The 20,333-nt window shown below is 65.4% G+C and carries 22 protein-coding genes; 17 read left to right on the top strand and 5 right to left on the bottom strand.

The features are described 5' to 3' along the window. Nucleotides 1-25: 25 nt before the first annotated feature. A complete protein-coding gene (locus AB8Z38_RS28535; protein ID WP_369721006.1) occupies nucleotides 26-1,108 on the bottom strand; it encodes a branched-chain amino acid aminotransferase in 1,083 nt (360 codons plus the stop codon). Between the two features lie 404 nt (nucleotides 1,109-1,512). Between AB8Z38_RS28535 and AB8Z38_RS28530 the strand changes: the two genes are divergently transcribed. Genes AB8Z38_RS28530 through AB8Z38_RS28520 form a run of 3 tightly spaced genes read left to right on the top strand, consistent with a single transcriptional unit; the run spans nucleotide 1,513 to nucleotide 4,113 of the window. Continuing rightward, complete coding sequence (locus AB8Z38_RS28530; protein WP_369721005.1) at nucleotides 1,513-1,980, top strand: MarR family winged helix-turn-helix transcriptional regulator; 468 nt, start codon at nucleotides 1,513-1,515, stop codon at nucleotides 1,978-1,980. Then, nucleotides 1,977-2,708, top strand: coding sequence for a response regulator (locus AB8Z38_RS28525; RefSeq protein WP_369721004.1), 732 nt, complete (start codon nucleotides 1,977-1,979; stop codon nucleotides 2,706-2,708). The genes AB8Z38_RS28530 and AB8Z38_RS28525 overlap by 4 nt, the downstream gene beginning before the upstream one ends. Before the next feature lie 16 nt (nucleotides 2,709-2,724). After that, nucleotides 2,725-4,113 carry an ATP-binding protein gene (locus tag AB8Z38_RS28520; protein WP_369721003.1) on the top strand — a complete coding sequence of 463 codons (1,389 nt, stop codon included), beginning with the start codon at nucleotides 2,725-2,727 and terminating at the stop codon, nucleotides 4,111-4,113. A gap of 13 nt (nucleotides 4,114-4,126) precedes the next feature. On the opposite strand, the gene AB8Z38_RS28515 is transcribed toward AB8Z38_RS28520, so the two are convergent. Continuing rightward, nucleotides 4,127-4,651: a DUF3617 domain-containing protein gene (locus tag AB8Z38_RS28515; RefSeq protein ID WP_369721002.1), complete on the bottom strand. Its 525-nt coding sequence runs from the start codon at nucleotides 4,649-4,651 to the stop codon at nucleotides 4,127-4,129. Nucleotides 4,652-4,738: 87 nt separating this feature from the next. Continuing rightward, on the bottom strand, nucleotides 4,739-5,032 hold the full coding sequence (locus AB8Z38_RS28510; protein WP_369721001.1) for a hypothetical protein: 294 nt from the start codon (nucleotides 5,030-5,032) through the stop codon (nucleotides 4,739-4,741). Nucleotides 5,033-5,213: 181 nt separating this feature from the next. Here AB8Z38_RS28510 and AB8Z38_RS28505 point away from each other — a divergent pair, with 181 nt between their 5' ends. The 4 genes from AB8Z38_RS28505 to AB8Z38_RS28490 all read left to right on the top strand — a co-directional run bounded on the left by AB8Z38_RS28505 (nucleotide 5,214) and on the right by AB8Z38_RS28490 (nucleotide 8,024). Continuing rightward, complete coding sequence (locus AB8Z38_RS28505; RefSeq protein WP_369721000.1) at nucleotides 5,214-5,678, top strand: hypothetical protein; 465 nt, start codon at nucleotides 5,214-5,216, stop codon at nucleotides 5,676-5,678. 120 nt (nucleotides 5,679-5,798) lie between these two features. Further along, entirely contained in the window at nucleotides 5,799-6,515 is a 717-nt protein-coding gene (locus AB8Z38_RS28500; RefSeq protein ID WP_369720999.1) for a ribonuclease T, read from the top strand. 182 nt (nucleotides 6,516-6,697) lie between these two features. Beyond that, on the top strand, nucleotides 6,698-7,558 hold the full coding sequence (locus AB8Z38_RS28495) for a 23S rRNA (adenine(2030)-N(6))-methyltransferase RlmJ (RefSeq protein ID WP_369720998.1): 861 nt from the start codon (nucleotides 6,698-6,700) through the stop codon (nucleotides 7,556-7,558). A gap of 250 nt (nucleotides 7,559-7,808) precedes the next feature. Further along, entirely contained in the window at nucleotides 7,809-8,024 is a 216-nt protein-coding gene (locus AB8Z38_RS28490; RefSeq protein WP_008544396.1) for a cold-shock protein, read from the top strand. Nucleotides 8,025-8,109: 85 nt separating this feature from the next. Here the strand turns inward: AB8Z38_RS28490 and AB8Z38_RS28485 are convergent, their stop codons facing one another. After that, complete coding sequence (locus AB8Z38_RS28485) at nucleotides 8,110-8,733, bottom strand: outer membrane protein (RefSeq protein ID WP_369720997.1); 624 nt, start codon at nucleotides 8,731-8,733, stop codon at nucleotides 8,110-8,112. A 250-nt stretch (nucleotides 8,734-8,983) separates the two neighbouring features. Here AB8Z38_RS28485 and uvrC point away from each other — a divergent pair, with 250 nt between their 5' ends. The 7 genes from uvrC to AB8Z38_RS28450 all read left to right on the top strand — a co-directional run bounded on the left by uvrC (nucleotide 8,984) and on the right by AB8Z38_RS28450 (nucleotide 15,259). Next, nucleotides 8,984-11,059: an excinuclease ABC subunit UvrC gene (gene uvrC / locus AB8Z38_RS28480; protein WP_369720996.1), complete on the top strand. Its 2,076-nt coding sequence runs from the start codon at nucleotides 8,984-8,986 to the stop codon at nucleotides 11,057-11,059. Nucleotides 11,060-11,155: 96 nt separating this feature from the next. After that, nucleotides 11,156-11,773: a CDP-diacylglycerol--glycerol-3-phosphate 3-phosphatidyltransferase gene (pgsA, locus tag AB8Z38_RS28475; RefSeq protein ID WP_369720995.1), complete on the top strand. Its 618-nt coding sequence runs from the start codon at nucleotides 11,156-11,158 to the stop codon at nucleotides 11,771-11,773. Further along, nucleotides 11,770-12,021 carry a molybdopterin converting factor subunit 1 gene (gene moaD / locus AB8Z38_RS28470; RefSeq protein WP_369720994.1) on the top strand — a complete coding sequence of 84 codons (252 nt, stop codon included), beginning with the start codon at nucleotides 11,770-11,772 and terminating at the stop codon, nucleotides 12,019-12,021. Before pgsA ends, moaD begins: the two co-directional genes overlap by 4 nt. A gap of 4 nt (nucleotides 12,022-12,025) precedes the next feature. Then, nucleotides 12,026-12,493, top strand: a complete 468-nt coding sequence (locus AB8Z38_RS28465) for a molybdenum cofactor biosynthesis protein MoaE (protein WP_369720993.1) — start codon at nucleotides 12,026-12,028, stop codon at nucleotides 12,491-12,493. After that, nucleotides 12,493-13,452, top strand: a complete 960-nt coding sequence (gene prmB, locus AB8Z38_RS28460; protein WP_369720992.1) for a 50S ribosomal protein L3 N(5)-glutamine methyltransferase — start codon at nucleotides 12,493-12,495, stop codon at nucleotides 13,450-13,452. Before AB8Z38_RS28465 ends, prmB begins: the two co-directional genes overlap by 1 nt. Before the next feature lie 89 nt (nucleotides 13,453-13,541). Further along, a complete protein-coding gene (locus AB8Z38_RS28455) occupies nucleotides 13,542-14,129 on the top strand; it encodes a phage holin family protein (protein WP_369720991.1) in 588 nt (195 codons plus the stop codon). Further along, on the top strand, nucleotides 14,129-15,259 hold the full coding sequence (locus AB8Z38_RS28450; protein WP_369720990.1) for a YihY/virulence factor BrkB family protein: 1,131 nt from the start codon (nucleotides 14,129-14,131) through the stop codon (nucleotides 15,257-15,259). Before AB8Z38_RS28455 ends, AB8Z38_RS28450 begins: the two co-directional genes overlap by 1 nt. 49 nt (nucleotides 15,260-15,308) lie before the next feature. Here AB8Z38_RS28450 and AB8Z38_RS28445 read toward each other — a convergent pair whose 3' ends face one another. Then, on the bottom strand, nucleotides 15,309-16,151 hold the full coding sequence (locus AB8Z38_RS28445) for a class I SAM-dependent methyltransferase (protein ID WP_369720989.1): 843 nt from the start codon (nucleotides 16,149-16,151) through the stop codon (nucleotides 15,309-15,311). A 121-nt stretch (nucleotides 16,152-16,272) separates the two neighbouring features. On the opposite strand from AB8Z38_RS28445, the gene AB8Z38_RS28440 reads away from it, so the two are divergent. From AB8Z38_RS28440 to AB8Z38_RS28430, 3 genes are all read left to right on the top strand, one after another. After that, nucleotides 16,273-17,817 carry a winged helix-turn-helix domain-containing tetratricopeptide repeat protein gene (locus AB8Z38_RS28440; RefSeq protein WP_369720988.1) on the top strand — a complete coding sequence of 515 codons (1,545 nt, stop codon included), beginning with the start codon at nucleotides 16,273-16,275 and terminating at the stop codon, nucleotides 17,815-17,817. 140 nt (nucleotides 17,818-17,957) lie between these two features. Beyond that, a complete protein-coding gene (locus tag AB8Z38_RS28435; protein WP_369720987.1) occupies nucleotides 17,958-19,421 on the top strand; it encodes an EAL domain-containing protein in 1,464 nt (487 codons plus the stop codon). Nucleotides 19,422-19,436: 15 nt separating this feature from the next. After that, on the top strand, nucleotides 19,437-20,291 hold the full coding sequence (locus AB8Z38_RS28430) for a TIGR01459 family HAD-type hydrolase (protein WP_369720986.1): 855 nt from the start codon (nucleotides 19,437-19,439) through the stop codon (nucleotides 20,289-20,291). Nucleotides 20,292-20,333: the final 42 nt, after the last annotated feature.

Here is a 20,333-nt window from a genome sequence, read left to right as displayed (position 1 = left end):
GATGCGCACCTCACACGAGGTCAGATCAGATCACCTTCTTGATCCAGTTGTGCGGATCGTTGGTGCGGCCGTACTGGATGTCGACGAGTTGCTTGCGCAGGCCCATGGCGACCGGACCGGCGGCGCCGCCGCTGATCTCGAAATCGCCGCTCACCGAGCGCACCTTGCCGATCGGCGAGATCACCGCCGCGGTGCCGCAGGCGAAGGCTTCCTTCAGCTTGCCGCTGGCCGCATCCTTGCGCCACTGCTCGAGCGAATAGGGCTCCTCGCGCACGGTCTTGCCGGCATCGCGGGCGAGCGCGATGATGGAGTCGCGGGTGATGCCGGGCAGGATCGTGCCGAGCGGCGGCGTCGACAGCGAGCCGTCGTCGAACACGAAGAACACGTTCATGCCGCCGAGCTCTTCGATGTAGCGGCGCTCGATCGCGTCGAGGAAGACGACCTGGTCGCAGCCATGCTGGATCGCCTCGGCCTGCGCCCGCAGGCTCGCGGCGTAATTGCCGCCGCACTTGACGGCACCGGTGCCGCCGACCGCGGCGCGGGTATAGTTCTCCGAGACCCAGATCGACACCGGGGCAGGACCGCCCTTGAAATAGGAGCCGACCGGCGAGGCGATGACCGCGAAGATATATTCGGACGACGGCTTCACGCCGAGGAAGGTCTCGCTCGCGATCATGAAGGGGCGCAGATAAAGGCTGCCCTCGCCGCCGGGGATCCAGGCGCGGTCGATGCGCACGACCTGCTCGACCGCTTCGATGAAGACGTCTTCGGGCATCTGCGCCATCGCCATGCGGTCGGCCGAGTCCTTGAAGCGCCGCGCATTGGCGTCGGGCCGGAACAGGTTCACGCCGCCGTCGTCGCGCTTGTAGGCCTTGAGGCCTTCAAAGATTTCCTGCGCGTAGTGCAGGACGGCGCCGGCCGGATCGAGCTGGAAATTGGCGCGGGCCTCGACGCGCGCCTCGTACCAGCCGCCCTTGGCCTGGTTGTAGCGGACGATCGCCATGTGATCGGTGAAGACCCGCCCAAATCCGGGGTCCACCAGCTTGGCGACACGGTCCTTTTCGGAGGTCGGATTGGGCGCGGGCTGGATGTCGAATGTCATGCTCATGTCCTTGGCTCCCGCTGCCGGTGGCTGCGCCGGCCTGCCCTGTTTCGGGGCCGGCTGGCTTAGTTAGGTTTCTGGCCGAACCACCGCCAGCCTTGTTACGGCCGGTTTCCGTCGCCAGCATGTCGCCGAGGACATGCTTTTGCCGAAGGCGGAAGTCCAGTATGTTTTGCCGAAATGCCGCTCGACAATCGCACGGTAGATCTGAGTCGGCCTTCGCCACGTGTCCGGCTCTCGCTCCGGCCGCCCTGCTTCGATGCCACCCGACGCGAAACGATCTAAAATTTCGTGCGGGCTAATCGTTTTGTAACATTGGACCCAAGATACGTCAATATGCCTGACATAAATTTCGCGACTCCTCTCATGACGCCGCCGGGCCCAGGCCAGCCGCGTCCGAAGGAAGCAATTTGCGCTGGGATATCATCGAGCTGCTGTTCTTTGCCTATCGCGACTTCGTCGGCGATCCCGACCAGGAGCTGGAGGCGTTCGGCTTCGGCCGGGCCCATCACCGGGTCATCCACTTCGTCTACCGTTATCCCGGTCTCAAGGTCGCCGACCTCCTCGACGTCCTGCGTATCACCAAGCAGTCGCTCGGCCGCGTGCTCAAGCAGCTGCTGGACGAGGGTTACATCGTGCAGAAGACCGGCGACAACGATCGCCGCCAGCGCCTGCTCTATGCGACGCCGAAGGGCGAGGCGCTGGTGCAGAAGCTCGCCGGGCTCCAGACCACGCGGATCACCAAGGCGCTCGCCGAGCTGGCGCCGCAGGATGCCGACACCGTCAAGCGCTTCCTGCGCGCGATGATCGACCGCGAGGATCCAGACAAGGTGCTGCAGACGATCTTCGCCAACGTCAATCAAGACGCAAAGGAGTGACCGTGCCGCTTGCTGCCACGCTCGCCCGCCCGCCGGCGCAACCCGCCGACGATGCCCCGCATCTGCTGCTGGTCGACGACGACCGCCGCATCCGCGATCTGCTGTCGCGCTTCCTCGCCGGCGAAGGCTATCGCGTCACCACCGCCGCGAGCGCCGGCGATGCGCGCTCGAAGCTCCTGGGCCTGCATTTCGATCTTTTGATCCTCGACGTCATGATGCCGGGCGAAACCGGCTTCGATCTCGCGCGCTTCATCCGGACATCCTCCTCGGTGCCGATCGTGATGCTGACGGCGCGCCATGAAGCGGAAAGCCGCATCGAAGGCCTGCAAATCGGCGCCGACGATTACGTGGCAAAACCGTTCGAGCCGCGCGAGCTGGCGCTGCGCATCAACAACATTCTCAAGCGCGCCGCCCCACCGCCCCAGGCCGCGACCGTGGAGAAGATCGCGTTCGGTCCCTACGTCTATCACCTCGATCGCGGCGAGTTGCGCCAGGGCGAGGACGTCATCCACCTCACCGACCGAGAGCGCGAGATGCTGCGGATCCTCTCGGAGACGCCGGGCGACACCGTGCCGCGCAGCGCGCTGACAGGCAATGGCAGCGTCAATGAACGCGCCGTCGACGTGCAGATCAATCGTCTGCGGCGCAAGATCGAGAACGACCCCGCCAATCCGCTGTTCCTTCAGGCGGTGCGCGGCATCGGCTATCGGCTGGTGGCCTCGCCATAATAGTGAAGCGCGCCCCATGAGCACGATTGATACCGGCCTGACGCTGCTGCGAAGCGCCGCCGGGCGCGTCTCCGCCGCCAATGGCTGGATGGGCAACGCGTTCAAGGGCTGGATGCCGACCGGCCTCTATGCCCGCGCGCTGCTGATCATGATCGTGCCGATGGTGATCCTGCAATCGGTGGTCGCCTTCGTGTTCATGGAGCGGCACTGGAACACGGTGACGCGCCGATTGTCGGCCGCGGTGGTGCAGGACATCGCCGCGCTGATCGACGTCTACAAGGGCTATCCGCAGGACAAGGACCGCGACCAGATCCGCCGCATCGCGCAGCAGCGCCTCGGGCTGGTGGTGGATTTCCTGCCTGCCGGCGACATGCCGCCGCCGGGACCAAAGCCGTTCTTCTCGCTGCTCGACCAGACGCTCTCGGTGCAGCTCGGCCGCCAGATCGGACGCTCCTTCTGGATCGACACGGTCGGCCGCTCCAACCTGGTCGAGATCCGGATCCAGCTCGACGACGCCGTGATGCGGGTGTTCGCGCAGCGCAGCGCCGCCTACGCCTCGAACTCGGAGATTTTTCTGTTCTGGATGGTCGGGACATCCTCGATCCTTCTGATCGTCGCGGTGCTGTTCCTGCGCAACCAGATCAAGCCGATCCTGCGGCTTGCGGATGCCGCTGAAAGTTTCGGCAAGGGCCGCGAGGCGCCGAACTTCCGGCCGCGTGGCGCGCGTGAAGTACGACGCGCGGCCGTGGCCTTCCTGGAGATGAAATCGCGCATCGAGCGCACGATGGAGCAGCGCACGGCGATGCTCGCCGGCGTCAGCCACGATCTGCGCACCATCCTCACGCGGTTCAAGCTCGAGCTGGCGCTGATCGGCGACAGCCCCGAGATGGAGGGTATGCGCAAGGACGTCGACGAGATGTCGATGATGCTGGAAGACTACCTGGCGTTTGCCCGCGGCGATTCCGGCGAGCAGTCGCAGCCGACCGACATGGCGCAGGCGCTCGAGGAGCTGCGCAGCGACGCCGAGCGCCACGGCCACACCGCGACCGTGACATTCCAGGGCCTGCCCGTGGTCACCGTGAAGCCGGCCTCGTTCAAGCGTTGCCTCGCCAACCTCGTCACCAATGCCGCACGCTACGGCAAGAGCATCGCCATCACCGGCCAGCGCGATCACCGCTATCTGACGGTCACGGTCGAGGACGACGGACCAGGCATTCCCGCCCATTTGCGCGAAGAAGTGTTCAAGCCGTTCCTGCGGCTGGACAATGCCCGCAATCAGGACGAGGGCGGCACCGGTCTGGGGCTGGCGATCGCCCGCGACATCGCCCGCTCCCACGGCGGCGACATCACCCTCGGCGATAGCCCGATGGGCGGATTAAGGGCGAGTGTGCGGATTCCGGTGTAACCGGCGATGTAGCCTACTTCGGCAGCAGCGCCTTCAGCTTGTCGACGTCACGCACGTTCATCTTGAAGCCGCCGGGCATCACGATGTCGCCGGGCTTCTGGTCGGGCTTGCAGGCGCCCAACCATTTGGCTTCGAGCGTCATGGTAGTGTCGCGCCCCGCGGCGCCGGCCGGGCCGCCCTGCGCGTGCGAGGAGGTCTTCACGGTATAGGCCGAGTTGAAATCGCCGACGATGTCGGCATGCGAGGTCGTGGATATGCCGGCGACGCTGCACTCGGAATCGCTGACATAACCGGTCGCGGTCTTCTTGATGTCCTGCTTGGCGCAGATCTGCTTGGCCATCGGAGAGACGTTGTTGTTCATCTCCTTGTCGACGGTCTCGTCGGTGCAATGCTGCATGGTCATCTCCGGCATCGCCGAGCCGGTCCGGACCATCTTCAATTCCCACAGCCCGGCCTTGCGCACCGGCAGGTCGTCGGCGCACGCCGCGCCTGCCGACAACACGACGACTGATCCGAGCAAAGCAAGCTGGCGCATCATGCGAGAGGCTCCCGGCTGAGATGTCGTGCCTTGTCTTGGTGTTGTCTTGGCGTCGTCGTGGCGTTCTCTTGCCGCTGCGGGAACGCCTCAGTAGAGCGTGCGGATCGGCCGGTCGGCCGCGCCATAGGGCACCCAGCGGCAGGCAAACGAGATGTAGCCGCCCTCATAGGCCTGTACCGCCAGGAACTTCACCACCTTGTCGTACCGCGCGCAGTGATCGACCGCGAGCTGCCGCGCATCGGCCTGCGTCGCCAGCGAATAGGCGATGATGCCGCCGGTATCGTTGCCCTTGAACGGCGGGACCGGCAGGAGGTCGGCGCGCGCCGACTGGCTCGCCACCATACCCAAGGCAAGAAGGCCCGCAGCCGCAATGATCTGCATTCCCGTCACTCCAATTGGTTGGCGCCAGTCTACGGTGCCGCCGCAACGGTGAAAAGAACGGAAGTCCGGCCAGGGCGCGGTTGCCTTCAACTCGTCGGCAAGTGTTGCCGCGCTGCACTTGACCCGCCGGGGCCTTCACGGCACCGTTCGACCTTCGCAGATCATGCTGTCTGGATTGCCCATGCGCGCCTCGACCTCCCTCAAATCGCTCCGCTATGCCGCCGTGTTCGGCCTCATGTTCGGGGCGCTGTCGCTCAGTGAGGCCAGAGCCGCCAATCCGCTGGAGCTGAATTTCTGGCTGAGCGGGCCGCGCTATGACGGCCGCGTGGCCGATTGCGACAAGGCGCTGCCGACGATCGCCACCCAGTTCTGGGAGAAGGAAAGCTCGTTCTGGAATTCGTCCTTGAAGATCACGGGCTTCTCGGCTGTTCACGAGACCGCGTTCCGGCCGTGGGCGTCAGACAACATTCCGCGCCGCTACTGCAGCGGCGAGGCCATGCTCAACGACGGCAAGATGCGTCACGTGCACTTCTCGATCGTCGAGGACGGCGGCTTCGCCGGCTACGGCCAAGGCGTCGAATGGTGCGTGGTCGGGCTCGACCGCAACTGGGCCTACAATCCGTCCTGCCGCGCCGCCAAGCCCTGATCGGAAGAGCCCCGATTCGGACGATCCAGCGGCCGGGAGCATGGCGGCCTGAAATTTGTTCTTGAAGTGTTCCTATCGCCTGCTAGGCTCGTTTGCACAGTCTAGTTGAGGGGCGTCGCCATGTTTCATTCCAGATTGCATTCGTTCTCCCGCCTGATGATCTCGCTTACGCTTGCCCTACCTCTTGCCCTGTCCCTTGCCGCAGGGCTGCTCGGCCTTGCGGGCAGCGCCCAAGCCCAGGACAGACGACAGAACGCGCCCGGCGAGTTCGATTTCTACGTGCTGTCGCTATCCTGGTCGCCTTCGTTCTGCGAGGAGGCTTCCGAGCGCGGCGGACGCTCGCAAATCCAGTGCGGCGGACGACCCTACGCCTTCGTGGTTCACGGCCTGTGGCCGCAATATGAGAACGGTTTTCCGGAATATTGCCAGCGGCCATCACCGCGGCTGAACCGCAGCATTGTCTCCTCGATGCTCGATCTGATGCCCGCCCCCGGCCTGATCTTCAATGAATGGGACAAGCACGGCACCTGCTCCGGGCTTACCGACCGCAATTATTTCGAGACCATCCGCAAGGCACGCGCGGCGATCAAGATTCCGGCCGAATTTCTCGACCTTTCGCAGGAAAAGACGGTGGCGCCCGCCGAGGTCGAAGAGGCCTTCATCAAGGCCAATCCGGGCCTGAGCAATGCCGCCGTCTCGGTCACCTGCAACCGGACGCGCCTGTCAGAGGTCCGCATCTGCCTCAGCAAGGATTTGCAGTTCCGTGCCTGCGAGGAGATCGACCGCCGCGCCTGCCGCCGCGACCAGCTGACCATGCCGCCGATCAGGGGTGGGTAGGGTCACCCTCAGATCGTCGTTCCGGGGCGCGCGACTAGTCCGCCGACGGGCGAAGGCGGAAGCGTGATCTACCATGCGCGATGCTGCATGGTCGGTGCGAAATGGAGTCCGGGCTCGGTGCCGACGCACCGCACCGGAATGACAGCAGTTACTTTCATCGCCCGATGTCGTAACTCTCCACCATGAACTACCGTCACGCCTTTCACGCCGGCGGCTTCGCCGATGTCATCAAGCACATCGTGCTGGCGCGCATCCTGACCTATTTGCAGGACAAGCCGGCCGCCTTCCGCGTCATCGACACCCATGCCGGCGCCGGCCTGTACGATCTCGACAGCGACGAGGCGCGGCGCGGCGGCGAATGGCTGACCGGGATTGCGCGGCTCATGCAAGCGCGCCTCTCGAACGAAACCGTTGCGCTGACGAAGCCCTATCTCGACATCGTCCGCGCCTTCAATCCGAAGGGTGAGCTCAAGGCCTATCCGGGTTCGCCGCTGATCGCGCGCGGCCTGATGCGGCCGCAGGACCGCCTCGTCGCCTGCGAACTCGAGCCGAACGCGCGCAAGGCGCTGATCGATGTGCTGCGCCGCGATGAACAGGCCCGTGTGGTCGATCTCGACGGCTGGGTGGCGCTGCCGGCCTTCGTGCCGCCGAAGGAGCGGCGCGGCCTCGTGCTGATCGATCCGTCCTTTGAAGCGAAGGACGAGTTCGAAAAGCTGGGCGCCGCCTTCTCCACAGCCTTCGCGAAATGGCCGACCGGTATCTATGTAATCTGGTATCCGGCCAAGAGCCGCCGCGCCACGGACGCGCTGGCGCAACTCGTGGCACGCAGCGCAGCCGCAGCAAAGCCGGCGGGAAAATGCCTGCGGCTCGAATTCAGCGCCGCACCGCAAATCGACGGCGCATCCCTGACGTCCACCGGGCTGCTGATCGTCAATCCGCCCTACACGCTGCAGGGCGAGCTCAAGGCGATCCTGCCCGAATTGGAAATGCCGCTCGGCCAGGGCGGAGCGGCCAGATTCCGATTGGAGGTGCCAAAGCCCTGAAGCACGGTCATCTTTTGGGAAAAAGATGCAGTAGCGGTAGTCAATCCGCAACGAACCGTATTATGCTGTTTCTGTGACTGGCTTTACGTTCCGCTTCCGCGAATGGTTGCGGCGGAGTGAAGGCCTAACAAAGATCCGGTCGGACCGAATGGTCTGCCCAAGGATGGCCAGCTCCCGGGCTCCGTAAGCCCGGTCATGCCGTGACGCGCGTCTGCGTCGCGGCGGAGGAGCAATGAGGGGGAGTTTCCCGATGGCCATGACGGGAACGGTCAAGTTCTTCAACGGCGAGCGCGGTTACGGCTTTATCAAGCCGGACGACGGCGGCCGCGATGTCTTCGTTCATATCACCGCGGTGGAGCGGGCAGGACTGAAGGACCTTGCCGAAGGACAGCGTATCACATTCGAGGTCGAACCGGACAAGAAGGGGAAGGGACCCAAGGCGGTCAATTTGGTGATCCTCTCCTAGCGGACCTCGCACAACAACCTGGCGCAAAAAAGTCCCGGCCGCGCGCGGCCGGGAAGCTGTAGTCCGGTATTTTCTTGTTTAGGTATCAGAAGTGATAGTTCACGCCTGCGCGCACAACGCTGGCGCTGTAGCCGTTTGACACGCCTGTAATAGCGAACTGGCTGGTCGACAGATCGACGTAGAGATATTCGAGCTTTGCGCTCCAGTTCGGCGCGAGGCCCACTTCGGCGCCGACGCCGGCGGTCCAGCCGGCGCTGGTGTGCGACTCTGTCCAGCCAAACGTCTGCGCGCGCAGCTCGCCGAAGGCGAGACCCGCGGTGCCGTAGAACAAGACGTTGCTGAGAGCATAGCCAGCGCGGCCGCGCAGCGTACCGAACCAGGGATTGGAGAACTTCCACGGCGCAAAAGTATCGTCGGCACCGGCTGCCTGGATGTCGCCCTCGACGCCGAACACCCACGGGCCGTTCTGGAAATTGTAGCCGGCCTGCGCGCCGCCGACGAAGCCGGAGGGCTTTGCGGGATTGTTGTCCACCGAGCCCCATTCGTAGCCGAGATTGGCGCCGAGATAGGGGCCCGCCCAGCTATAGGCGTTCAGCGGTTGATTGACGGTATAGGGGGCGCGCTGCCCGTAGCTGAGATCGGCGCCATCCGCCGAAGCCGTCCAGCCCGCAGCAGCCAACGCGGCCACGCCCACAACGAGCCTCTTCATCACACACTCCAACGCAACTGCCGAAACCGTGCGATGCCCGCGCCGCCGCGCAAGGCAAAACCGCATGGTTACGGAACCAAGAACTTTTCGCGTAGGATTTATCGAGAGTTTTAAGTTAAAGGCCTGTTAAGACCCGTTACCGCGCTGTTAACAGACTTAAGAAAGCCTTACCGGGAACTGAGCCGGCCGTCCTGTTCGTGCCGCTGAGCCGGAACTTCAAATTGGCGCCCTCAGCACCTAAATTCGTCCCATGATTCCCGATTCCACCGACAACCCGGACGACGCGCGCGCGCGCAAATCGCCGCGCGGCCCCACGCCGGACGCCCCGCCCGAGCGGCTGACGCCGCCGGACGTCGATCCCGCCACCGCCGGCGGCGACGACGAGGACGATGCGCGGCTGCCGGACATCCTGGAAGAGAGCGGTGCGGTCGGCGAAGTGCCGTTGGCGACGGGCCATGAGGCGATCGAGCGTGCGGTCCGGCTCGCCCCGACCTCGCCCGGGGTCTATCGCATGCTCGCTGCGAACAGCGACGTGCTCTATGTCGGCAAGGCCAAGAACGTCAAGAAACGCCTGTCCAACTACGCGCGCATCGGTGCGCCGCAGCCGGCACGCATCCTGCGCATGATCGCGGCCACGGTCTCGGTAGAGATCGTCTCGACGACGACCGAGACCGAAGCGCTGCTGCTCGAAGCCAACCTCATCAAGCAGCTGCGGCCGCGCTTCAACGTGCAGCTCCGCGACGACAAATCGTTTCCCTATATCCTGATCACCGGCGACCATTGGGCGCCGCAGATCCTCAAGCACCGCGGCGCGCAGACCCGACCCGGGCGCTATTTCGGGCCGTTCGCATCCGCCGGCGCGGTCAACCGCACCATCACGGCGTTGCAGCGCGCGTTCCTGATCCGCTCCTGCACCGATTCCTTCTTCGAGAGCCGCAGCCGGCCGTGCCTGCTCTACCAGATCCGCCGCTGCGCCGGCCCCTGCACCCGCGAGATCGATTTCCCCGGCTACACGACGCTGGTGCGCGAGGCGACCGACTTCCTGTCCGGCAAGAGCCAGGCGGTGAAGCAGGAGCTCGCAGGCGAGATGGAGAAGGCCTCGGGCGAGCTCGAATTCGAAAGTGCGGCGTTGTACCGCGACCGTCTCGCCGCGCTGTCGGCGATCCAATCGCAGCAGGGCATCAATCCGCGCACGGTGGAGGAAGCGGACGTGTTCGCCATCCACCAGGACGGCGGCTTCTCCTGCGTCGAGGTGTTCTTCTTCCGCACCGGCCAGAACTGGGGCAACCGCGCCTATTTCCCGCGCGCGGAGAAGACCTTTACACCGGAAGAGGTGCTCGGCTCCTTCCTCGCCCAATTCTACGACGACAAGCCGCCGCCGAAGAGTATCCTGCTCTCGCACGAGATCGAGGAAAGCGAGTTGCTCGCCAACGCGCTGTCGATCAAGGCCGGTCACAAGATCGAGGTCTCCACGCCGAAGCGCGGGGAGAAAAAGGAGCTTGTCACCCACGCCCTGACCAATGCGCGCGAGGCGCTCGGCCGCAAGCTCGCCGATACTGCGACCCAGAGCCGCCTGCTCGACGCGATGGCGACCACGCTCAGCCTGCCGCATCCGCCGAAGCGCATCGAGGTCTACGACAACAGTCACATCCAGGGCACCAATGCGGTCGGCGCCATGATCGTCGCCGGTCCGGATGGCTTTGTGAAAAACCAGTACCGCAAGTTCAACATCAAGTCGGAAGGGCTCACGCCCGGCGACGACTACGGCATGATGCGCGAAGTGCTGGAGCGCCGCTTCAAGCGGCTCGTCAATCCGCCCGAGGACAACGCGGCCAAGCCAAACGACAAGGCCAAGGACGACGATTTCCCGCAATGGCCGGATCTCGTGGTGATCGACGGCGGCCGCGGCCAGCTCAATGCCGTTCGGGAGATTTTCACCAATCTCGGGCTGACCCAGGTATCGCTGATGTCGGTCGCCAAGGGGCCGGACCGGGATGCCGGCCGGGAGACCCTGTTCATGCCCGAGCGCGAGGCGATCAAGCTGGAGCCACGCGACCCCGTGCTGTATTTCATTCAGCGGCTACGGGACGAGGCCCACCGCTTCGTCATTGGCTCGCACCGCAAGCTGCGCAAAAAAGACATCCGCGAGGCCGGCTTGCAGGAGATTCCGGGCATCGGCCCGTCACGTAAACGTGCCCTGCTGCATCATTTCGGAACCCTGAAGGAGATCGAACGCGCCTCCATCGCCGATCTCGGCAAGGTTCCGGGGGTAAGCGCCGAGAGCGCCCGCAGGATTTTCGAGTATTTCCATCCCCAGCCGGGGTGAAGTGAAGGGGACCACGTCATAGGGGGCGTCGCATCCCGTGCTCCATTTGTGAGCGGGACGGTTGACCTTCGGGCAGCAGCGGTATTGTTAGGACGGATGAACATCGCCACGACACGAGGGACCACCAGCCGCGCGATGTCCCTCCCGAACCTCCTGACCTACGGCCGGATCGCCGCGATTCCGGTCGTGGTTGGGTGCATCTATGCGCAGTCGATTTTGGATCAGCCGTTGTGGCTGCGCTGGGTCGCGGTCGCCATTTTCATCGCGGCCGGGGTGACGGATTACCTCGACGGTTATTATGCGCGGATCTGGAATCAGCAATCGGCATTCGGCCGCATGCTCGATCCGATCGCGGACAAGCTCCTGGTCGCCTCCTGCCTGCTGATGCTCGCCGCCGACGGAATCATCCACGGCTGGTCGCTGTGGGCCGCCATCGTGATCCTCTGCCGCGAGATCCTGGTCTCGGGCCTGCGGGAATACCTCGCCGCGCTGCGCGTCAGCGTGCCCGTGACCAAGCTCGCCAAGTGGAAGACGACGGTCCAGCTCGTTGCGATCGGCTTCCTGCTCGCCGGCCCGGCCGGCGACGAGGTGGTGCCGATCGTCTCGATGATCGGGCTGGCGCTGCTGTGGGCCTCGGCCATCCTCACCATCTACACCGGCTACGATTACTTCCGCGCCGGCATCCATCACCTCATCAGGGAGGATGAAGGATGAAGCTGAAATATTTCGCCTGGGTGCGCGAGCGCGTCGGCAAGGCCGAGGAGACCATCGAGCCGCCGGGAAGCGTCCGCACCGTGGAGGAGCTGATCGTCTGGCTGTCCGGACGTAGCGAAGCCTACGCCTATGCGTTCGAAAAGCCGAAGGTGATCCGTGCCGCGATCGACCATACCCACGTCAAGTCGGACGCCGCGATCGCCGGCGCCCGCGAGATCGCGTTCTTCCCGCCCATGACCGGTGGCTAGGTGCATGAGCGGCCCTGCCACCATCCGCATCCAGGAAGACGATTTCGACATCGCGCGCGAGATCGCGAGCCTGACCGAAAGCCGCACCGACATCGGCGCCGTCGTGAGCTTCTCCGGGATCTGCCGCGCCGACGAGGACAGCGCGAACATATCAGCGCTGACGCTCGAGCATTATCCGGGCATGGCCGAAGACGAGATCAAACGGCATGTCGACGAGGCCATTTCGCGCTGGCCGCTCAACGGCGTCACGATCATTCACCGCGTCGGGCGATTCATGCCCGGCCAGAACATCGTGCTGGTGCTGACTGCCTCGCAGCACCGCCGGGCAGCGTTCGAGGCGGCCGAGTTCCTGATGGATTACCTCAAGACCAGCGCGCCATTCTGGAAGAAGGAAGAGAGCGCCACCGGCACCGGCTGGGTCGAGGCCGAGGCCCGCGACGACGAGGCCGCCGCACGCTGGACCCGATCTTGATGGCAAAAGCTTTGAAAAAGACAGCGCGCAGCCGCGCCGCGCCAAAACGCGCCAAAGTAGGCCGTGCCGAGCTTCTCACGCTGCTCGATTTCGTCCGCTATGCGGTCAGCCGCTTCATCGAGGCCAAGCTTGCGTTCGCGCACGGCACCACGGATCCGGTCGCTGAAGCGGCCTTCCTGGTTTGCGAGGCCCTGCATCTGCATCCCGACCAGTTCGAGGCCTTCGCGCACGCCCGCGTCACAGCAGCGGAAGGCAAGCTCATCGTCGATCTCGTCCATAAGCGCGTCGCCACGCGCAAACCGGCCGCCTATCTCGTCAACAAGATCTACATGCGCGGCCTCCCCTTCTATGTCGACGAGCGCGTCATCGTGCCGCGCTCCTTCATTGGCGAGCTCCTGGAGTCGCATTTCGGCGGTGACGGCGAGGCGGGCTCGCTGATCGACGATCCCTCCGCCGTCGAGCGTGTGCTCGATCTCTGCACGGGATCGGGATGCCTCGCGATCCTCGCCGCGCATCATTTCCCGAACGCCGCGGTCGATGCCGTCGATGTCTCCAAGGGTGCGCTCGACGTGGCCGCACGCAATGTCAGCGAGCACGGGCTCGGCGAGCACATCACCCTCCATCGCGGCGATCTCTTTACCCCGCTCGGCGACAATAAATACGATCTGATCATCACCAATCCGCCTTACGTCGATGCCGAAGGCATGGCGGCGCTGCCGCCGGAATGCCGGGCCGAGCCGAAGCTCGCCTTCGACGGCGGCCCCGACGGCCTCGACGTGGTGCGCCGCATCCTGCGCGATGCGCCCGACCATCTCACGCCGGACGGCGGCCTGCTCTGCGAGATCGGCCGCGGCCGCGGACTCGTCGAGGAGGCCTTTCCGGAACTGCCGCTGCTCTGGCTCGACACCGAGGAGTCCGAGGGCGAGGTGTTCTGGATCGCCGCCGCCGATCTCCGCTGATCGGTGACGACGGGCACGACTCCTCGGAACAAGTCAAATTCGGCCACGTTCATCCTCCGACGAATGTCTCGTTCTCGGAGGATGTCCGCATGCTCGCGCCATCGGGCGAATTGCTGCGCGCCGGCATGGCGCTCAAGCTCAACCATCTCAAACGCGCCACGCGGTCCTATGTGCGAGATCGCACCAACGAGGCCACCGGGCGCGTGACGTCGTATGCGGTTGCCGCCGGGCTATTTGCAGTCGCGGGACTTTTCGTGGTCGCCGCCTTCTTTGTCGGCCTGATCGCGCTGTACCGGTGGGTCGCGATCGCTTACGGACAATTTTGGGGCTTGGGAGCCGTCGGGGCGGTGCTGTTGGTGCTGGCCGCCGTCTGCGCCGGCATTGCCATGGCTCAGATGAAGCGTAAGACGAAGCCAATCGTGCCGCTCACCAGCCGGCTGCGCGTGGCTATCGCGACCCCGCGCATCCCGCGCGGAACCGTCAAGGACGCGGTCAAGGAGGTCGCGACAACCATTCCCCTCGTGCCGCTCGCGCCGGGCGAACGCGGCAATGGCAGCAAGTCCCGCTCCATCCGCACCAACCGGCCGGTGCAGCTTGGCCTGATGCTCGCAGCAATAGGCGTCCTGGGGCTCACCGCGGCGCGCCGAAGGCGGCACCGGCACGGATTGGACTCGTGATGCCCGCGCGGCGCTCCGAGCAACTCGACAGCTGGCTGCTGATGGCGGCCACTGCCGTGTTCGTGCTGAGCGCGGAACGGTATCTCAAGGACTCCGGCTCGATCCAGTCGGCGCCTCCGCAAGACCACCGCAACAATGAGGCGAATTCGCCGGAGACCAGCGCGGGGCGTGCGGCCGCGCAGCCCGGACGTGGCCGTCGTTCCAATAATCCGTTCGCAATTCCCTGGGCCGGCTGGAAGGATATTTTCTGGCGCACTTATCAGCGCGTCGATGAAGATCGCCTGCTCGCAACCGCGGGCGGCGTCGTCTTCTTCGGGTTGCTGGCGATCTTTCCGGCGATCACCGCGCTCGTCTCGTTCTATGGCCTGTTCGCCAATCCCTCGACGATTGCCGGCAACCTGCAGACCCTAGCGATGATGCTGCCCCAGGGAACGTTCCAGATCATCCAGGACCAGGTCGCCCGCGTGGTGTCCAAAGGCCATACGGCACTCGGAGCCACCTTCCTGTTCGGCCTTGTGTTTGCGATCTGGAGCGCCAATGCCGGCGTCAAATCCATCTTCGACGCGCTCAACGTGGCTTACGAGGAGCGTGAAAAGCGCAGCTTCATCCGCCTGAACCTGGTGTCGCTGGCCTTCACGGTCGGCGGGATCCTGGCGCTGCTGCTGATGGTCGGGACCGTGGTCGCCTTCCCGCTCGCGCTCGATCATCTCGGCATGGCTCCCGAAAGCAAGCTGATCGTCGCTCTCGCACGATGGCCGGTGCTGTTCGTCATTCTCCTTGTGGCGCTTGCGATCCTCTACCGCTTCGCGCCCAGCCGGGATGCGCCGCGCTGGCAATGGCTGAGCCTCGGCGCGGTAACGGCCGCCATCCTCTGGATCGCCGGCTCGGCGCTACTGTCCTTGTATCTGTCGAAGTTCGCCAATTACAGCGCGACCTATGGCTCGCTCGGCGCGGCGATCGGCCTGATGATGTGGATGTGGGTGTCGGCGATCGTGATCATGTTCGGGGCCGAGCTGAACTCGGAGATCGAACGGCAAACCCTGCGGGACACCACCACCGGGCGGCCGAAACCGCTCGGCAGTCGCGACGCCGTCTCGGCCGACACGGTGGGGGCCAACGCGCCATTCTGACGGCTCGCGGTCAGGCCGAGCGCCGGCTCGACCGCGTCTGGGCCGTAATTCAGCGCTTGCTGATCACCACTTCCAGATATTCGCCATGCACGACCACCGTGCCGTCGTCAGCATGGTTGAACTCGCCGAGCAACGCCATGAGATCGCGGCGCAGTGCGGCCTGCGCCGTCTCGTCCAGTGCGGCGAAGGCTTTCAGCATCGGTCCGTAGTATGACTTGAAGACCTCCAGCCAGTGTTCCGGCGAGCGATAGCGGAACACGAACATGCGCGGCTCGGCGGCGATCTCCGACGCCTGAGCGCCGAACATCTCCTGAAGCCGGGCCGGGGTGCCCCACAGCGCCGGCGACTTCACACCCGCGGGCGGCGGCAGGTGCTTGCCGATGGTCTTGAACAGCTGGCCGATGAAACCCTGCGGCGTCCAGTTGGCGAGGCCGATCTTGCCGCCGGACCTGCAGACCCGCGCAAGCTCGGACGCGGCCTTGTCCTGGTCCGGCGTGAACATCACGCCGAAGGTCGAGAGCACGACGTCGTAGCTTGCATCCGCGAACGGCAGTGCCTCGGCATCCGCTTCGCGGAATTCGACCGTCAAATGCTCCGCGGCGGCCCGCTCGCGCCCGCGTTTGAGCAGCGCCGGCACGTAGTCCGTGGAGGTGACATCGCACCAGCGCCGGGCCGCAGCCAGCGTCGCATTGCCGTTGCCGGCCGCAACATCCAGCACCTTGCTGCCGGCGCGCAGATCGAGCGCCTCGCAGAGCTGCTCGCCGACGATCTGCAAGGTGGTGCCGACCACCGCATAGTCGCCGGACGACCAAGCGCCCTGCTGACGGTGCTTGACGGCGGCAAGATCGGGGTGGGCGGCGGCTGGCGTGCTGAGCGCTGCGGATGTCGACATGGCAATCTCCTGTGGTTGAAGAACGCCGGGACGATAAGGCGCATGCGGCTCGCTGGCCTTGAGAGCGGCGCTATTTTACGTTCAGATCACCTTGATTTTCGGGCGTAAGCCGAGGCGCAGCGTGCCGTTTCAATTCGAGGATTTCGTGCTCGATCCCGAGCGCCGCGAATTGCGGCGGGCGGACACGCTCGTCGCGCTCGAGCCCCAGGTGTTCGATCTCCTGCTGTATCTGGTCCGCAACCGCGAGCGCGTGGTGACGCGGGACAATATGCTGGATGCGATCTGGAACGGCCGCGTCGTCTCGGAATCGACGCTGACCAGCCGGATCAACGCGGCGCGGCGCGCCGTCGGCGACTCCGGCGAGGAGCAGCGGCTGATCCGCACCGTCGCGCGGAAGGGCGTGCGCTTCGTCGGCGCGATCACGGAGCTGTCCGGCGCCGCGGGGCCGACTGCGGCGGCGACGGCGGGATTGCCGCTGCCCGATCGCCCCGCGATCGCCGTGCTGCCCTTCACCAATATGAGCGGCGAGGCCGAACAGGACTATTTCTCCGACGGGATCAGCGAGGACATCATCACGGCGCTGTCGAAACTGCGCTGGTTCTTCGTCATCGCGCGCAACTCGTCCTTCATCTACAAGGGTCGCACGGTTCATTTGCGTGAGGTCGCGGAACAGCTCGGCGTGCGCTATGTCGTCGAGGGCAGCGTCCGCAAGGACGGCGACCGCGTCCGCATCACCGCGCAGCTCAATGACGTCGCTACCGGCAGCCATCTCTGGGCCGAACGTTACGACCGCAAGCTCGCCGACGTCTTCGCGGTGCAGGACGAGATCACGGAGGCGATCGTCGCCGCGATCGAGCCGCAGCTCTATGCGGCCGAGAATTTTCGCGCCCAGCGCAAGCCGCCCGACAGCATGGACGCCTGGGATCTCTTGATGCGCGCGCTCTCGCATTACTGGCGCGTGACGCGGCAGGACCATGTCGTGGCGCAAGCCCTGCTCGAAAAGGCCATCGCGCTCGATCCGAACTACGGCAAGGCGCTCGGGCTGCTCGGCACCAGCTACATGTTCGCGGCGCATATGGGCTGGATGGAGATGGCCAGCGCCATATCCGTCGCCGAACGGGCGGCGCGCGCCGCGATCCGCGCCGACGACGAGGATGCCTGGGCGCACAACGCGCTCGGCCACGTCAATCTGTTCGCGCGCCGTTTCGACGACTCGCTCGCCGAGTTCGAGACCGCGCTCCGGCTCAATCCGAACTTTGCTCTGGCGCAGGGCTATCATGGACTGGCGCTGGGCTATTGCGGCCGCTGGCGGGACGCCGACGAGGCCGCGCGCCGGGCGATCCGGCTCAGCCCACGCGACCCCTATGCCCCCGTCTATTTCGGCATCGCCGCCTATGCCCGCTTCCTCGGCAGCGATTACGAGGAGGCGATCCGGCTCGCGCAGGAGGCCTTGCGCCAGCGCAGTGACTTCGTCGGAGCGCACCGGGTGCTGACCGCGGCGGCCGCCATGGCGGGTCACGGCGAGGTCGCCAGCGTCGCCTTGAAGGAACTGCGCCGCGCCCAGCCGAACGTCTCGCTGGCCTGGATCGCCGAGTTCATGCCGATCAGGCTCGCTGCCGATCGCGAGCATTACCTCGAGGGCTTTCGCCGCGCTGGCCTGAGTTGAGATCCGAACCAGCCCCTATCCCCTCGAATCAACAATGATGTTACGGTGATGCGGCTTGGGCGAGCATGGGCGCGACGAGTTCGGACAACGACCCGTGTTTTCCCGGTGAGGCAGCCAGCTCTTGAGGCGTAACGCGCGGCATGATCTGCATCTCGACGATCTTCATCGCCATCTGCATGGTCCTGGTCGCGGCCTCGCTCGGGCTCGTGCTCTACTCGGTCGCCGGGATCAGCGGAACCGAATCCGCGATCGTGGCGCTGACCGCGCTGACTTTCCTGATCCTCTACAACGCGGTATCGATGCGGCTGCGCGACCGCAGCGACGTGGGCGGCCAGATCGCCGATCTGTCGCGCGGCACCGCCGACCTCGCCCGCCAGGTGGCCGAGTTCGGCCGCCGGCTCGCGGCGGTCGAAGGCCGCGTCGCTTCGTCCAATTCGACCAACTCCGACCGCATCCAGTCGGTGGTCGGTGAGATCAACGAGCTCAGCGGGTTGGTCCGGCAGCTCGCCGCCACCGTGTCGGTCCATGAGGATCTGCTGGCGGATGGGACACCCTCTCCTGCCACTTCTCCTGCCCCGGCTGCGGCCGCAAAGCAGGAACCGAAGGGGCCGGTTGATCTGATCGCAATGCCCGAGGAACGCCCGGTTGCACCGCCCCCGCTCCCGGCGGCGCCGCGGCCCGCGCCCACACCGATGATCCAGGCCGCCGGCGCACGCAACCCGACCCAGATGCTGGCCACGCTGCGCAATGCCATTGACGAAAACCGCATCGACATCTTCCTCCAGCCGATGGTGACGCTGCCGCAGCGCAAGGTGCGGTTCTACGAGGCGGTGACGCGGGTGCGCGACGAGCGCGACCAGCTGATCGCCGCCGAGGAGTTCATCAGCGTCGCCGAAGCCTCCGGCCTGATCGGGCGCGTCGACAACATGGTGATGCTGCGCTGTGTGCAGGTGCTGCGCCGCCTGATGGTGCGCAACAAGGATGTCGGCGTGTTCTGCAACGTCGCGGCCTCCACGCTCGGCAACTCAACCACGTTCGCGCAATGCCTGGACTTCCTCGAAGCCAACCGGGCGTTGGCGCCGTCGCTGGTGCTGGAGTTCAAGCAGTCCACCTTCCGCAATCTTGGCCCGGCCGAGACCGAGAATCTTGCCGCGCTCGCGCAGCGCGGCTTCCGCTTCTCGATGGACCACGTCACGGACCTGCGCATCGAGCCGCGCGAGCTCGCCGATCGCGGCGTGCGCTTCATCAAGGTGCCGGCCTCCCTCCTGCTCGATCCGAGGCAGGCATCGACCTCCGACATTCACCCGTCAGATCTGTCCGACCTGCTCGGTCGCTTCGGCATCGACCTGATCGCGGAACGGATCGAGGGCGAGCGCGCCGTGGTCGATCTGCTCGACTTTGACGTCCGGTTCGGCCAGGGCTTTCTGTTCGCGCCTCCCCGGCCATTGCGGCCGGAGGGGGCATCTGCTACCGGCGGGACCTCGCCGACCCAGGCGCAGGACACTCAGGGACCCAATGGCTCCGGCACACCCTCGGGCGCGAGCTCTACCGCGTCTTCCCCACCGCGCATCACGGGCAACGCGGCGCTCGCGCGCCGCGTCTGATCGGCCGCGCGCATCATGACCGCGCTGCATTTCGCCGAAAGCCTGCGCGAGCTCGTGGGTAGCGTCGACGTCGTGCTCAGCGACATCTGGGGCGTGGTGCATAACGGCCTGGAATCCTTTCCAGAGGCCTGCGAGGCGCTGCACACCTATCGCAGCCGCGGCGGTACGGTGATCCTGATCACCAACGCGCCGCGCCCGGCCGACTCGGTGCAGCGGCAGCTGCGCAAGCTCGGCGTCGCCGACGAGACCTATGACGCGATCGTCTCCTCCGGTGACCTGACGCGGCTCTACGTCGCCGACCATCCTGGCCGGAAAATGTTCTGGCTCGGCCCGGAGCGCGACAACTCGATCTATCGTGGTCTCGACCCGGTGCTCGCACCGCTGGAAGAGGCCGACTACATCGTCTGCACCGGTCTCTATGACGACGAGACGGAGACGGCGGAAGACTATCGCGGCATGTTGCTGCAGGCGCGCGAGCGCAGACTGACGCTGGTCTGCGCCAACCCCGACATCGTGGTGGAGCGCGGGGACCGGCTGATCTATTGCGCCGGCGCGATCGCTGAGCTCTATCGCGAGCTCGGCGGCGACGTGATCTTCTACGGCAAGCCGCACCGGCCGATCTACGAGCGTGCGATGGCGCTCGCCGGCGAACGCCAGGGTCACGAGATCGACCGCCGACGCGTGCTGGCGATCGGCGATTCCGTCCGCACCGACTTGACCGGCGCGCGCGAATTCGGCATCGACTGCCTGTTCGTCACCCGCGGTATCCATTCCGAGGAGTTCGAGGGCCTCGACCAGCTTGACCCGGCATCGGTCATGGAATTGTTCGGCCATCCGCCGAAGGCGCTGATGCGCGAACTGAAGTGGTGACCTCTGTCGTTCCAGAGCAACGGGGCAGCAATGCAGAAGGCC

The organism is Bradyrhizobium sp. LLZ17 (assembly GCF_041200145.1).
Taxonomy (GTDB): Bacteria; Pseudomonadota; Alphaproteobacteria; order Rhizobiales; family Xanthobacteraceae; genus Bradyrhizobium.
The sequence above is the reverse complement of the archived record's forward strand: the minus strand, read 5'-3'. Positions and strand labels throughout refer to the sequence as shown.

What these genes read in the sequence shown, in the direction of transcription:
- AB8Z38_RS28535 (WP_369721006.1), bottom strand. Translation starts at nt 1,108, where the DNA reads ATGAGCATGACATTCGACATCCAGCCCGCGCCCAATCCGACCTCCGAA.
- AB8Z38_RS28520 (WP_369721003.1), top strand. Translation starts at nt 2,725, where the DNA reads ATGAGCACGATTGATACCGGCCTGACGCTGCTGCGAAGCGCCGCCGGG.
- AB8Z38_RS28515 (WP_369721002.1), bottom strand. Translation starts at nt 4,651, where the DNA reads ATGATGCGCCAGCTTGCTTTGCTCGGATCAGTCGTCGTGTTGTCGGCA.
- AB8Z38_RS28510 (WP_369721001.1), bottom strand. Translation starts at nt 5,032, where the DNA reads ATGCAGATCATTGCGGCTGCGGGCCTTCTTGCCTTGGGTATGGTGGCG.
- AB8Z38_RS28505 (WP_369721000.1), top strand. Translation starts at nt 5,214, where the DNA reads ATGCGCGCCTCGACCTCCCTCAAATCGCTCCGCTATGCCGCCGTGTTC.
- AB8Z38_RS28500 (WP_369720999.1), top strand. Translation starts at nt 5,799, where the DNA reads ATGTTTCATTCCAGATTGCATTCGTTCTCCCGCCTGATGATCTCGCTT.
- AB8Z38_RS28495 (WP_369720998.1), top strand. Translation starts at nt 6,698, where the DNA reads ATGAACTACCGTCACGCCTTTCACGCCGGCGGCTTCGCCGATGTCATC.
- AB8Z38_RS28490 (WP_008544396.1), top strand. Translation starts at nt 7,809, where the DNA reads ATGGCCATGACGGGAACGGTCAAGTTCTTCAACGGCGAGCGCGGTTAC.
- AB8Z38_RS28485 (WP_369720997.1), bottom strand. Translation starts at nt 8,733, where the DNA reads ATGAAGAGGCTCGTTGTGGGCGTGGCCGCGTTGGCTGCTGCGGGCTGG.
- uvrC (WP_369720996.1), top strand. Translation starts at nt 8,984, where the DNA reads ATGATTCCCGATTCCACCGACAACCCGGACGACGCGCGCGCGCGCAAA.
- pgsA (WP_369720995.1), top strand. Translation starts at nt 11,156, where the DNA reads ATGAACATCGCCACGACACGAGGGACCACCAGCCGCGCGATGTCCCTC.
- moaD (WP_369720994.1), top strand. Translation starts at nt 11,770, where the DNA reads ATGAAGCTGAAATATTTCGCCTGGGTGCGCGAGCGCGTCGGCAAGGCC.
- AB8Z38_RS28465 (WP_369720993.1), top strand. Translation starts at nt 12,026, where the DNA reads ATGAGCGGCCCTGCCACCATCCGCATCCAGGAAGACGATTTCGACATC.
- prmB (WP_369720992.1), top strand. Translation starts at nt 12,493, where the DNA reads ATGGCAAAAGCTTTGAAAAAGACAGCGCGCAGCCGCGCCGCGCCAAAA.
- AB8Z38_RS28455 (WP_369720991.1), top strand. Translation starts at nt 13,542, where the DNA reads ATGCTCGCGCCATCGGGCGAATTGCTGCGCGCCGGCATGGCGCTCAAG.
- AB8Z38_RS28450 (WP_369720990.1), top strand. Translation starts at nt 14,129, where the DNA reads ATGCCCGCGCGGCGCTCCGAGCAACTCGACAGCTGGCTGCTGATGGCG.
- AB8Z38_RS28445 (WP_369720989.1), bottom strand. Translation starts at nt 16,151, where the DNA reads ATGTCGACATCCGCAGCGCTCAGCACGCCAGCCGCCGCCCACCCCGAT.
- AB8Z38_RS28435 (WP_369720987.1), top strand. Translation starts at nt 17,958, where the DNA reads ATGATCTGCATCTCGACGATCTTCATCGCCATCTGCATGGTCCTGGTC.
- AB8Z38_RS28430 (WP_369720986.1), top strand. Translation starts at nt 19,437, where the DNA reads ATGACCGCGCTGCATTTCGCCGAAAGCCTGCGCGAGCTCGTGGGTAGC.